This window comes from Pseudoblastomonas aquimaris, assembly GCF_035481675.1.
GTDB lineage: Bacteria > Pseudomonadota > Alphaproteobacteria > Sphingomonadales > Sphingomonadaceae > Alteriqipengyuania_B.
The window spans coordinates 403,761-416,125 of record NZ_JAYJJW010000001.1; the positions used below are offsets into that span (position 1 = coordinate 403,761).

General features: G+C 66.7%; 9 protein-coding genes. 5 read left to right on the plus strand and 4 right to left on the minus strand.

Going from position 1 to position 12,365, the window contains the following annotated elements:
- Positions 1-5: 5 nt before the first annotated feature.
- A complete protein-coding gene (locus VCJ71_RS02010; protein WP_324638676.1) occupies positions 6-2,558 on the minus strand; it encodes a coiled-coil domain-containing protein in 2,553 nt (850 codons plus the stop codon).
- Between the two features lie 71 nt (positions 2,559-2,629).
- On the opposite strand from VCJ71_RS02010, the gene VCJ71_RS02015 reads away from it, so the two are divergent.
- The 4 genes from VCJ71_RS02015 to VCJ71_RS02030 all read left to right on the plus strand — a co-directional run bounded on the left by VCJ71_RS02015 (position 2,630) and on the right by VCJ71_RS02030 (position 6,521).
- Positions 2,630-2,932, plus strand: coding sequence for an Hpt domain-containing protein (locus tag VCJ71_RS02015; protein ID WP_290134994.1), 303 nt, complete (start codon positions 2,630-2,632; stop codon positions 2,930-2,932).
- Positions 2,933-3,013: 81 nt separating this feature from the next.
- A complete protein-coding gene (locus VCJ71_RS02020) occupies positions 3,014-4,156 on the plus strand; it encodes a hypothetical protein (RefSeq protein ID WP_324638678.1) in 1,143 nt (380 codons plus the stop codon).
- 35 nt (positions 4,157-4,191) lie between these two features.
- A complete protein-coding gene (locus VCJ71_RS02025; RefSeq protein ID WP_324638680.1) occupies positions 4,192-5,139 on the plus strand; it encodes a hypothetical protein in 948 nt (315 codons plus the stop codon).
- Positions 5,139-6,521, plus strand: a complete 1,383-nt coding sequence (locus tag VCJ71_RS02030) for a sensor histidine kinase (RefSeq protein ID WP_324638682.1) — start codon at positions 5,139-5,141, stop codon at positions 6,519-6,521. The genes VCJ71_RS02025 and VCJ71_RS02030 overlap by 1 nt, the downstream gene beginning before the upstream one ends.
- Before the next feature lie 6 nt (positions 6,522-6,527).
- Here VCJ71_RS02030 and VCJ71_RS02035 read toward each other — a convergent pair whose 3' ends face one another.
- On the minus strand, positions 6,528-7,811 hold the full coding sequence (locus tag VCJ71_RS02035) for a citrate synthase (protein ID WP_324638684.1): 1,284 nt from the start codon (positions 7,809-7,811) through the stop codon (positions 6,528-6,530).
- A 25-nt stretch (positions 7,812-7,836) separates the two neighbouring features.
- Positions 7,837-9,270, minus strand: a complete 1,434-nt coding sequence (gltX, locus tag VCJ71_RS02040) for a glutamate--tRNA ligase (protein ID WP_324638685.1) — start codon at positions 9,268-9,270, stop codon at positions 7,837-7,839.
- A 118-nt stretch (positions 9,271-9,388) separates the two neighbouring features.
- On the opposite strand from gltX, the gene VCJ71_RS02045 reads away from it, so the two are divergent.
- Positions 9,389-11,491, plus strand: a complete 2,103-nt coding sequence (locus tag VCJ71_RS02045) for a ComEC/Rec2 family competence protein (RefSeq protein ID WP_324638687.1) — start codon at positions 9,389-9,391, stop codon at positions 11,489-11,491.
- A 70-nt stretch (positions 11,492-11,561) separates the two neighbouring features.
- Here the strand turns inward: VCJ71_RS02045 and lexA are convergent, their stop codons facing one another.
- Positions 11,562-12,251, minus strand: a complete 690-nt coding sequence (gene lexA, locus VCJ71_RS02050; protein WP_290135001.1) for a transcriptional repressor LexA — start codon at positions 12,249-12,251, stop codon at positions 11,562-11,564.
- Positions 12,252-12,365: the final 114 nt, after the last annotated feature.

The following is a 12,365-nucleotide window of genomic DNA, read 5'->3' on the forward strand; positions in this document are numbered from 1 at the left end:
CCGCATCAATCGCGCAGGCGGTCGATGGCCTGGGCCAGCGCGACGTAGAGCTTGCCCATGTCGGACGAGAGCATCGTGACCGACAGCGCGTTGCCGTCCCGCGTCGACAGAAGGATGCGCAGCATCGCTTCGAAGTCGTGGATGTAGCGGCTCACATGCTCGCGGAAATCCCCGTCTTCCTCGTAGATGTCGGCGATCGCGCGGGTTTCCTGGCTGTCCAGCAGGCGCACCGCGCGCCGGGTGAAGATACCGCGGTCGCCCTTGAGATAGGCGGCCCAGGCCGTGTCGCTGACTTCGTTCGAAAGCGCTTTCGACAGGTCAATAGCGTTCGAATTGAGGCTCTCGGTGATAAGCGCAACGCGGCGCGAAAAATCGTGGTCGACCTGCTCTTCCGCCCGGTCGCGCGCGTCAGCCACGCGGCGTTCGAGGTTGCCGGTCAGCTCGTTCACCATCGCAAGCTGGTCGCGTAGCTGGGCTGCCGCCTCGCGCCCGCGTTCGGCCGCTGCGGCGGCTGCCGCATCGAGCGAGGCGATGGCCGCGCCGCTGCTGTCCTGCATCGCGCGTTCGATCGCCTCTGCGCTGCGTTCGCCAATCTTGCCAGCGTATGAGGCGACGGCATCTTCGCCGCCTTCGCGCAGGTGGGCGATGCTGTTCCTGACCGCCTCGTCGAGTTCTTCGAGAGCCGTGGCAATCCGCTCGCGCGCCGCTTCGCCCTCGGCCACGCTTTCGCCCAGCCGCTCGCGCAGGAGCAATAGCTGCTCGCCGGTCTTCTCCGTCTCCCCGCGCGCGTTGATGACATAGTCGCTGATGCTGGACCCGGTCCGTTCGACTTCGGCCATCTCGCCTTTCAAGGCTTCGCTTTCGCCGCGCAGGGCCTGAAGGCGCTCTTCTGCCACGGAGATCGCCTTGGGCAGGATCACCTGCGAATGCTCCGACCCCGCCTGGATCAGCTCGAGCAGGCGCACGCTGGCATCGGTGAGCTGCTCCACCGAAATGCCGGTGCTTTCAAGCATTTCGCGACTGCTGGTGAGCCGCGCGACCAGCGCATCGCTGGAAGAAGACAGCTTGGCCGCTACCGCATCGTCCTCGCTGCGAAGCGCGGTGAGGCGCCTGTCCAGTTCCTCGATCCGGTCGGTCAACAATTCGCCCTGGGCGGTGAGCGATTCGATCCGGCCGAGATGCGCCGCCTGCCGCGTTTCCAGCGCACCGTCGAGCGCGGCCAACTTCTCCGCAAGCGTATCGCTCGCTTCGTCGGCCGAAGTGGCCATGCGCTGGCGCCGCGTGGCAAGGTCTTCTTCGAAGGCCCGGTTGCGCTCGACGATGGCGGCGTCGACCCGTTCGGCCTCGTCGCGCAGCTCTGCAAGGCGCAAGTTTGCGGCTTCCAGGGCTTGCTGGTCGATCCGGTCGACCTCCGCGATGGCATTGCGCAGCCGGTCCTGCAATGCGGCGATGGTGGCGCCGAGCTGGGCGGCCGCCGTTTGCTCGCTGTCGCGCACGCCTTGTGCAGTGGCGGCGGCGTTTTCCTGCAAGGCCGCAATCCGCCGTTCCAGCGCGGCGATGGCCTCGGCTTCGTCGGCGGCGAGTTGTTCGCGCGTTTCGCCGAGCCCAGCTTTCAGCACATCGGCACGGCGATGGATCGCGGCCAGCGCTTCCACTTCGTTGCTGTCGAGTTCGCCGCGGAAGGCTTCGCTCCGTTCGCGCAGCGTGACGAAACGCTCTTCGGACAGGGCCTCGATCTGGCCGGCGCGCAATTCGAGTTCGGCCAGCACCGCGCCCACCCGGTCGCGCAGGCCGTCGACCTGGCGCTCGCTGGCGGTGCCGAAATCGTTCAGACGGCGGAAACCTGCGACGAGCGTTTCCAGCTGCCCCTGCGCGCCTTCGCCTGCGGCACCGATCTGGTTGGCGACATCGCGGGCGGAATTGGCGACGACGGGCAAGTCGCCGCGCAGCCGTTCCATGTTGTCGAGCGCGGTCGTGCTGACTTCCGCGATGCGGTCGACATTGCGCTGGTTCTCGCCGATCAATTCCTCGATCCGCGCCGCGTTCTCGGACAGGCGCTGGGCGGCCACGCGGCCGAGATGTTCAAGGTCGCGGCTTTGCGCGGCGATGAATTCGCGCGCCAGGCTGAGCTCGCGGTTGGTGGCCGTGAGACGCGCTTCCAGCCGGGTCGATTCGTGGGAAAGCGCAGCCGCGGCCTCGCCATAGCGCCGCGCCTCGACCCGCGAATTTCGCAGGGCGAGGAACCATACGGCGAGGACGAGTACGACGGGCACGGACCAGCTGACGATCATGTCTGCCCATTCGGCAGGGGCAGCTCCGTTCAGTAAAGCGGCGCGGTTGACCCAGCCGAAAAAGCCGCTCCAACCGGCAATTGCGAGCAATGCCAAGGTCGGCGCGATCCAGCCGCGGCGCATCGCCGGCTTTTCGCTTTCTTCCTCGTCCCAATCCTCGTATTCCGCCTCCGTTTCGTCGGCCAGGCGGTCGGTATCGGCAAGCTCGAGCGTGCCGTCGGGCTCGTGTTCCGTGTCGACCGGAACGAGGTGGGAACCGTTGTTCATTCCCCGAACATAGCACCATCGGGGGCAGGATAAACCACGTCTTAACCACCGCTGCCCTAGAGCCCTGCGTCATGGCGTTTGAATCAGGCGATCTCGATGCGACACTGGCAGCGGCGGCGGGCGACGATCCGGCGCTGTTTGCCGAGCTGCGCACCGCGTTTTTCGAAAGCGTGGAGCGGCAGGTGGACTTGCTTTCCCGCGCCCGCTGCGACGGCAACTGGGCCGTTTCCGCCATGCGACTGAAAGGCCTTGCCGCCAGCTTCCAGGCCGATGACCTGATGCTGCTGGCCGAAGAAGCGCTCGACGCGGCACCGGGCGAACCGGGCGTCGTTCGCCGCCTGAAAGCCTATCTGACGGATTTTCCGCAGGCCTGACCGCTTCCGGCGCGACACTGCGCTTGGCTTGAAACCGCACCTCGCTTAAGTCCCGCAGCGGGATTTCGGGAGGTTCCGCACGTGCGCATCGCATTGCTGACATTGCCGGTGGAAGAGGCGGGGACGGTCCGTGTCCTAGGCCGCGCGTTGGCGGAATGGCAGTGCGAAATGGCGCTGGCGCTCGGTTGCGAGCGCATCCTGCTCGTCGCGCCGGCGCTGACCGGGCCCGCGCTCGACATCCAGCACCAGGCGGAAGCGGGGGAGGCGAAGTTCCAGATCGTGCCCCACGCGCACCGCTTGCTCGGCCAATTGAAGACGGACGACGAGCTGCTGATCCTCGACCCGGCGTTGCTGGTGCGGGGCGAGGCCGCGCGCGAGATGCTCGATACACCGCGCCGTATTTTCGTGATGCCGGAAACGGCGGGCGAGAGCGGGTTCGAGCGGCTCGATCGCGAAACACTCTGGGCCGGGGCAGCATGGCTTCCGGGAGCGATGTTGGAACGGCTCGCCGATCTCGACAGCGATGCCGAGCCCGCCAGCGCCCTCCTGCGCATCGCAGCCGGCCTTGGCGTGCGGCGGCAGCATCTGCGCGATGAAGCGCTCGGCAAGGCGGACTGGGCGGCGCTGCATTCGCAGCAGGATGGCTTGGAGGTGGGGCGCGAGATCACGACCGACCGTTTGGGCGCAGCGCCCGTCTCGCCCGGCGATTGGCTCGCGCATCGGCTCGTGCGCCAATGGCTTGTGAACGGGCAGGCGGCAGGCAGGGTGGGCCGGATTGCCGCAGGCATTGCAGCGGTCCTTTTTGCCGGAGCGATCGTGCTGCTGGCGCTGGGCTTTGCGCTCTACAGCGTGCCGCTTGCGGGGCTGGCTTGGTTTGCCGGCACGATCCTGGCCCATTCCGGCAAGGTTTCCGGGTGGAAGCGAGGCGCGATGCTCATCGTGCCGCTCGCATCGCTGGGGGCGCTCGCCGCCGCGCTGGCGGTGATACTGGCGCGCAGCTGGACGTGGACGATTGCAGGGTTCGTGACCGCGATGGTGGTCGCCTGGGCTATCGAGGCCGTGCGCGGCGAAGGATCGAGCGGGAGCTGGCTGCGCGACGGTGTGTTCCTCGCGGTGGTGATCGGAGTGACCGGAGCGCTCGATATTGCATTCCTCGGCGCGGCGGGGCTGATCGCGCTCGCCATCGGTGCCATCTGGGCCGCGCGCCTGCGTACGCGTTCCTAACGCGGAATTAACCAGAACCGCATATGGCCGGGCACATGACATCTTCGGGCGAGGAGAACGCGCGCGGCACCGCCGACGCGCAGGAGCTGGCCAGCCGGCTCGCGCGCGGTGACGCGATGCGCGCCAGCGTCACGCCGATCCTGCGCCACATGCTGCTGCATGACGACAACGCCCTGTTTTCCGACGAGATCATGGCCCGCGTCCACGGCTTCGTCTGGCATATCGCCGTCCAGCTTCTCACCGCCTACGCGCGGGCCGACGGTGTCATCGATGCGGAAGATTACGCCGCCGGCAATGCCGAGATGTTGACCGAGTATCTGTGCGCCGACGAGGGCCTGCTCGGCCATCTCCACGCGCTCGCACTGGAAGCACGGCTCTCCGAACGTCTGGGCGAGCGCGGAATCGTTGATCCCATCGTCCCGCCGCTGGTGCAGGGACTGGTCGCCGCCAAGGACGAGGCGGTCGCCGAAATGGCAATGGGCCTCATCGCCGCGCAGGCCCGTTTCCTGGAACAGGCGCGGCGTATGGAATTGCCGCTGGCCCAGTTGCCGGCAGACCATTTCCGCAAGGCGCTCGATATCCTCAAGCTGTGCGCAGGAGATGCTGCGGCCGGATCGGTCGCGAAGGCGTCGGACAAGCTGCGTGCGGATTACTCCGAAGCGCGTTCGCGCCTCGGCCTTGCCTCGCGGCTGGTGACCGGGCTCGGCCAGAATGCGCGCGCCGCCCTGACGATCGACCAGTCGGGCGCTGCGTTATTTACGACCGCGATAGCCATGGCATCCCGCCAGACCCGCGACGTGATCGTCATGTCCTGTAACGATCGCCGCGCTTCGCGCCTGGGGCTCGCCCTGAAAGCGGCCGGCCTCAAGCAGCGGGATGTAGAGGCGCAGTTCGCCTATCTCGAGATCGACCCGGCGCTGGCGGAGGATTTCGAGGCGGCAAGTGCTGCGATGGCGGCGCAAATGATCGGCGGCGCAGGCTGATGGCCAGCATCGGCCCCGAATTCATCGCCCGCGGCTTTACCGACGGTTCGGACACGCTAATCAGCGCCGACGAGCCGCTCGCCTCGCTGCAGCTTGCGTGCGGTGGCGAATTGCCGGGAAAGCTGGCGGTTCCGGCCCTGCTCGAACTGGTCCGCAAGGCGCGCAGCTACGACCTCAAGCTCGCCCGGGCGATCACCGCGCAGGACGAGGACGATACGATTACCGCATGGGCCGAAGTCACTCCGGAACGCGCGAGCGGCGGCTGTGCGATCGGGCTTGCCAACTGGCAGACCGTACCGCGCGCCGAGAACGACGGTGCGGATGCTGGCGCACGGCGCGAGATCATCGAGCGGCAGGCTGCCGAACTGACCGCGCGGCTCGACAAGGACCAGAACGTGCTGGCCGCTTCGGCAAACGGGCCGGCGCTGGCATCGCTGGCGCGGGCCATGCAGACCGGCGCCGGACGCGCGTGGACGCAGTTCGTCCGTGTCGCGGGCAGCGATCATGCCCAACCGCTCCACTGGCGCCTGCTCGACGGCGCGGAAATTGCTATCGATGGCGACCCGCGCAGTTGGCAGGCGACGCTGATTCCCGTGGGGAAGGGGCAACCCGGCAGCGAAGGGTTCGAACTGTTGCTCGGCAGCTTGCAGGCTCCGCCGCGTATCGACCCGGCCGCTGGCGCACATGCCGCGACGTCCGCCGACCGCCTCGAGGCGACCGTCGGGCGGGAAATTGCTCCCGTATTGCGCCAACCGATCGCCCGCATCATTGCGAATGCGGAGACTATCCGCACCAAGCTGGCCGGTCCGCTCGCCGACGAATATAGCGACTATGCCGCCGATATCGCCGCAGCGGGCCAGCATCTGATGGCACTGCTGGACGATCTCGCCGATCTCGAAGTGGTGGAAAACGAGAAGTTCACCACCGCGCCCGACCAGATCGACCTTGCCGACGTCGCGCGCCGCGCGGTCGGCATCCTCGGCGTACGCGCACGCGAGCGCGGCATCATGATCGAAGGGCCGCCGGAAGGCGAGACGGCGCCGGCAACCGCAGAATTCCGGCGGGTCCTGCAGATCCTCCTCAACCTGGTCGGCAATGCGATCCGCTATTCGCCCGAAGGCGCGACCATCCGCCTGTCGTTGCAGAGCGATGCGCGCATGGCCCGCATCACCGTGGCCGACGAGGGGCCGGGAATTTCGCCGGAGGACCAGGCGAAAGTGTTCAGCAAGTTCGAGCGCCTGGGCCGCAGCGGCGATGGCGGATCAGGCCTCGGCCTTTATATCTCGCGGAGGCTGGCCCGCGCGATGGACGGCGATATTGCCGTCGAAAGCGAAGCCGGGAAAGGCGCGCGCTTCACCCTGTCGGTGCCCGCGCGCGCCTGACGCAGATCAGCGCTTGTCGACCGGCACGTAGTCGCGCTGCACCGGACCGGTGTAGAGCTGGCGCGGGCGACCGATCTTCTGGCCGGGGTCGGAGATCATCTCGTTCCACTGCGCCACCCAGCCGACCGTGCGGGCCAGCGCGAACAGAGCGGTGAACATGGTTGTCGGGAAGCCGATGGCGGACAGGATGACGCCCGAATAGAAATCGACGTTGGGGAACAGCTTCTTTTCGCGGAAGTAGTCGTCGTTCAGCGCCATCTCTTCTAGCTGCAGCGCGGTCTCGAAGACCGGATCGGTCACCTTCAGCGCATCGAACACCTCGCGCACGGTCTTCTGCATCACCGTCGCGCGCGGGTCGTAGTTCTTATAGACGCGGTGGCCGAAGCCCATCAGGCGGAACGGATCGTTCTTGTCCTTCGCCCGCTCGATGTAGTGCGGGATCTTGTCCGGCGTGCCGATCTCGCGCAGCATGTTGAGCGCCGCTTCGTTCGCACCGCCATGCGCCGGGCCCCACAGGCAGGCGATGCCTGCCGCGATACAGGCGAACGGGTTCGCGCCCGAAGAGCCGGCCAGGCGCACCGTGCTGGTCGAGGCGTTCTGTTCGTGGTCCGCATGCAGGATGAAGATGCGGTCCATCGCCTTTTCGACCGCCGGGATCACCTCGTATTCCTCGGCCGGCACGCCGAAGGTCATGCGCAGGAAATTGCCGGTGTAGCTGAGCGAATTGTCCGGCTGCAGGAAGGGCTGGCCGATTGAATACTTGTACGCCCACGCCGCGATGGTCGGCATCTTGGCAATCAGGCGATGGCTCGAAATCTTCCGGTGCTCGGGGTCGGAGATGTCCGTGCTGTCATGGTAGAACGCGGACAGTGCGCCGACCACGCCGCACATGATCGCCATCGGGTGCGCGTCGCGGCGGAAGCCTTGGTAGAACTGGCGCAGCTGGTCGTGCAGCATCGTGTGGCGGGTGATGGTGTAGGTGAACTCGTCCAGCTCTTCCTGGCTCGGCAGCTCGCCGTTCAGAAGGAGATGGGAGACTTCCATGAAGCTGGAGTGCTCCGCCAGCTGGCCGATCGGATAGCCGCGGTGGAGGAGAACGCCTTCCTCGCCATCGATATAGGTGAGGCCGCTTTCACAGCTGGCGGTGGAGGTGAAGCCGGGATCGAACGTGAACGCGCCGGTCTGGCCGTAGAGCTTGCGGATATCGACCACGTCCGGGCCGCAGCTGCCCTGCAGCACGGGGTAATCGTATTCGCTTCCGGCGAGGTGGAGTTTCGCGTTGTCGGCCATTGTGGTTCTCCTCAAATTTGCCCGTTCAGTCCGCGGCGGGAACGGCCTGCGCGTCAATCCGCGCGAGGCTTTCTTCCCGGCCCAGCAAGACCAGAACGTCGAAAATTCCGGGCGATGTGGTGCTGCCCGTCAGCGCCGCCCGCATCGGCTGCGCCAGTTTGCCAAGGCCCAGTTCATGCGCCTCTGCAAGCGATTTCAGCGTGGCTTCCAGCGCCTCGCTTGTCCAGTCATTTTCCGCCGCCAGAGCGCGCGAAACCAGTGCCAGCCGGGCCCGGCCATCGTCGTCCAGCAGCTTGGCCGCCTTGTCCGTCATTTCGAGCGGTCGCTTGGCGAATAGGAAGGCAGCGCCTTCGGCCAGTTCGTGCGTTGTTTTCGCGCGCATCTTCAGGAACGGCATGGCACGTTCCAGCAGGTCCAGATCGACCTCGCCGCCGATTTCGCCTCCGATTTCACCGGCGACCAGCCGCGCGAGCCGCGCATCGTCCGCCTCGCGGATGTGGTGGCCGTTCAAGTGTTCAAGCTTTTTGAGGTCGAAGCGCGAGGCGCTCTTGCCGACGCCGTCGATGTCGAACAGCGCGATGGCCTGTTCCCTGGTGAATTCCTCTTGGTCGCCGTGTCCCCAGCCGAGGCGCAGGAGGTAGTTGAACAGCGCCTCGGGCAACACGCCGAGCTCGTCGCGATAGGCCTCGACGCCCACGGCGCCGTGGCGTTTCGACAGCTTGGCCCCGTCGGCGCCGTGGATAAGCGGGACGTGGGCATAGACCGGTTCGTCCCAGCCCATCGCCCTGATGACGGGGAGCTGGCGGAAGGCGTTGTTGAGGTGGTCGTCGCCGCGGATGATATGGGTGCAGCCCATGTCGTGATCGTCGACCACCACGGCGAGCATGTAGGTCGGCGTCCCGTCGGCGCGCAGGATGATGTAGTCGTCGATTTCGGCGTTCTTCACCGTGACGCGGCCCTGCACCGCGTCCTCGATCACCGTTTCGCCCTCGGTCGGGGTTTTCAGGCGGATCGTGAAGGGTGTGCCTTCCGGCGCCTCGGCAGGATCGCGGTCGCGCCAGCGCCCGTCGTAGCGCATCGGCTGCTTGTTGGCGCGCTGTTCGGCGCGCATCGCTTCCAGTTCCTCGGACGTGGCGAAGCATTTGTAGGCATTGCCGCTTTCGAGCAGCTGCAGTGCGACTTCGCGATGGCGGTCGGCGCGTTGCGACTGAAACACGGGATCGCCGTCGAAATCGAGGCCCAGCCAGTCGAGCCCTTCGATAATCTTGTCGATCGCATCCTGGGTCGAGCGCTTCTGGTCCGTATCCTCGATCCGGAGCAGCGCCTTGCCGCCGTGGTGCCGGGCGAACAGCCAGTTGAACAGGGCGGTACGCGCGCCGCCCAGGTGCAGGTAACCGGTGGGCGAGGGCGCAAACCTGGTTACAACCTGTCCGCCGTTCGCGCCGCTTCCGCTTGCCATTACGCCCGCTTTCCTTTCCATTGTGCCGATGGCCGGTAATGCCTCACGCCACGTGCCCATCGGGGAGGGAACCGGCAATGCTGCAATGCAGCGCTCGCCTTGGCGAATGCGGGCTGCCTTGTCCAGTATCCTCGACCGCAGCGAAGCGTTCCTCGACCAAGCCGGTTTCGACCGAGCCCCGTGGCTAACGGTGGCCTTGGCGGTGGGCATCGCCAGCTGGTTTGCGCTGCCGAGCGGCGAGTGGTGGATGGGCAGCATTGCCGCGGCAGTCATCGCCGCCATCGCGGCCCTTGCGATCTGGCGCGACAGGGACGAGCGCGCATTGCTACGACAGGGGATTGCGGGGCTCGCTCTTGCCTTCGCAGTCGGCGTGGCCCTGGCCTGGATGCGCTCTGCAATGGTGGGGCAGGAACCGTACGAGGCACCGCGCTATGGCCCCGTACAGGCGCGCGTCCTTGAGCGTATCGAGCAACCGGCGGACGAGCGGGTGCGGCTGGTGGTCGCGGCGCGCGATGCCGACACCGGGCGCGCGGTGAAGCTGCGCGTCAACGTGCCGCTGGAGGAAGACCGACCGGGCCTGGCCGAGGGCGCTCTCGTCCGCTTCAACGCGCGGCTGATGCCGCCGGCGCCGCCGATGCTTCCGGGCGCATATAATTTCGCGCGAACCGCGTGGTTCGAAGGCTATGCTGCGACCGGGTCGGCAGTCGGCCCGGTGGAGGTCGTGGAGCCGGCGGGGAATCCGCCGGTCCTCGCGCGCTGGCAAAGGGGGCTGAGCGCCCACGTGCGCGACCGGCTGGGCGGAGCGCCGGGCGCGATCGCGGCAACATTCGCCAGCGGCGACCGCGGGGCCATCGGCGAAGCGGACGAGGAGGCGATGCGCGATGCGGGGCTGACGCACCTCCTGTCCATCAGCGGCCTGCATGTGAGCGCGGTGATCGCCGCCGCTTACCTCCTCGCGATCAAGCTCCTGGCGCTGTGGCCATGGCTTGTCCTGCGGGTCCGCCTGCCGGTCATCGCGGCGGCCATCGCGGCGCTGGCGGGCATCGCCTACACCCTGTTGACCGGGGCGCAGGTGCCCACCGTGCGCAGTTGCGTGGGTGCCGTGCTGGTCCTCATCGCGCTGGCGCTGGGGCGTGAACCGCTGAGCCTGCGCATGGTCGCGGTGGCGGCCGCGTTCGTGCTGTTCCTGTGGCCGGAATCCCTCGTCGGGCCGAGCTTCCAGATGAGCTTTTCGGCGGTGATCGCCATCGTCGCGCTGCATAATGCGGCATGGGTTAAGCGCTTCCTTGCGCCGCGGGAGGAAAGCTGGCTGTCCCGGTTCGGGAGGCGCAGTGTCATGCTGCTGGTAACCGGCATGGTGATCGAGCTCGCGCTGATGCCGATCGTGCTGTTCCATTTCCACCGCGCAGGGCTGTACGGTGCCTTCGCCAATGTGCTGGCGATCCCGCTGGTCACTTTCGTATCGATGCCGTTGATCGCGATTGCGCTGGTGTGTGACATCGTCGGGCTGGGCGCGCCGGCCTGGTGGCTGGCCGGCAAGTCGCTGGAAGGTCTGCTGGCGCTGGCGCATTTCACATCGTCCCAGCCCGGTTCGGTAAAGCTGAGCCCGGCCATGGGGCTGGGGACATTCGCGCTGTTCGTGGCGGGGTTGCTCTGGCTGGCGCTATGGCAAGGGCGGGCGCGGCTGTGGGGTTTTGCACCTGTGGCCACGGCAAGCGCCTTGCTGCTCGCCACGCCGGTCCCCGATGTCATGATCACCGGCGACGGGCGGCACGTCGGCGTCACTCAGCCGGACGGAACCTTGCTGGTGCTGCGCGAAAGCCGATCGAGCTATACGAGCGACAACCTGCGCGAACTGGCGGCGACGCGCGCCGAACCTGTTGCCATTGCCAACCACCCCGATGCGGAATGCAGCCGCGATTTCTGTGTGATTTCGATTGCGCGCGGCGGCCGCGACTGGAGCATCATGATGGCGCGAAGCCGGGACCGGGTGGAAGAGCGGGCGCTGGCGGCCGCCTGCGAGCGGGCTGACATCGTGGTCGCCGACCGGTGGCTGCCGCGAAGCTGCCGGCCGCGCTGGCTGAAGGCGGACCGCAACCTTTTGGGCGAGACGGGCGGGATCTCCATCGACCTTGCGAGCGAGGATTTCGCGACGGTCGCGCAGCGACAGGGCGACCACGGCTGGTGGAAGCCGTTCGAAGACCGCTACGCGCGGCGTTGATCCGGTCTCGCGATATACAAACGCCGCCCGAACGGGGCGGCGCTTGCAGTAACCGTACCGGCAGCCGGCGTCAGTGGTAGCGACGAAGCAGTCCTGCGAGCTTGCCCTGCACCTGCACTTCGTTCGGCCGGTAGACCTGCGCTTCGTAGGAAGCATTGGCGGGATCGAGACGGACCATACCGCTTTCACGCCGCAGATATTTCAGCGTGGCTTCCTCGTTATTGACGAGCGCCACGACGATCTCCCCATCGCGCGCCGTGTCGGTGCGCTTCACCAGCGCATAGTCGCCATCGAAAATGCCTGCTTCGATCATCGAGTCGCCCGATACTTCCAGCGCATAATGCTCGCCTGCTCCGAGCAGGGCCGCCGGAACCGGCAGCGACTGGTCGCCTTCCAGCGCTTCGATCGGCGCACCGGCAGCGATGCGGCCGTGGAGGGGAACCTCGATGACGTCATTGGCGGCGGAAGGTGCCGCAGCCGGCGGCGTGACCGCACGCGACACGGCATCGTTGGCCGCAGCCGGCTTGCGCGTTGCGGTCTGCATGTCCTCGGGACTGCGCAGCACTTCCAGCGCGCGGGCGCGGTTGGGCAGGCGGCGGATGAAGCCGCGTTCCTCCAGCGCGGAAATCAGGCGGTGCACCCCCGATTTCGACTTCAGGTCCAGCGCATCCTTCATTTCCTCAAAACTCGGAGAAATGCCGGTTTCGTCGAGCCGGTCACGGATGAAAAGCAGCAATTCGTGTTGCTTGGCGGTCAGCATCGACACGCTCCCTAAAGCGCCCGCTAAGACATCCACCGCGTGGGCAGTTTGGTGAACGAATAAGGAACAATTAAGCAACCTTTGCGGCGCAGTCAAGCGACAGAACCAGAACGG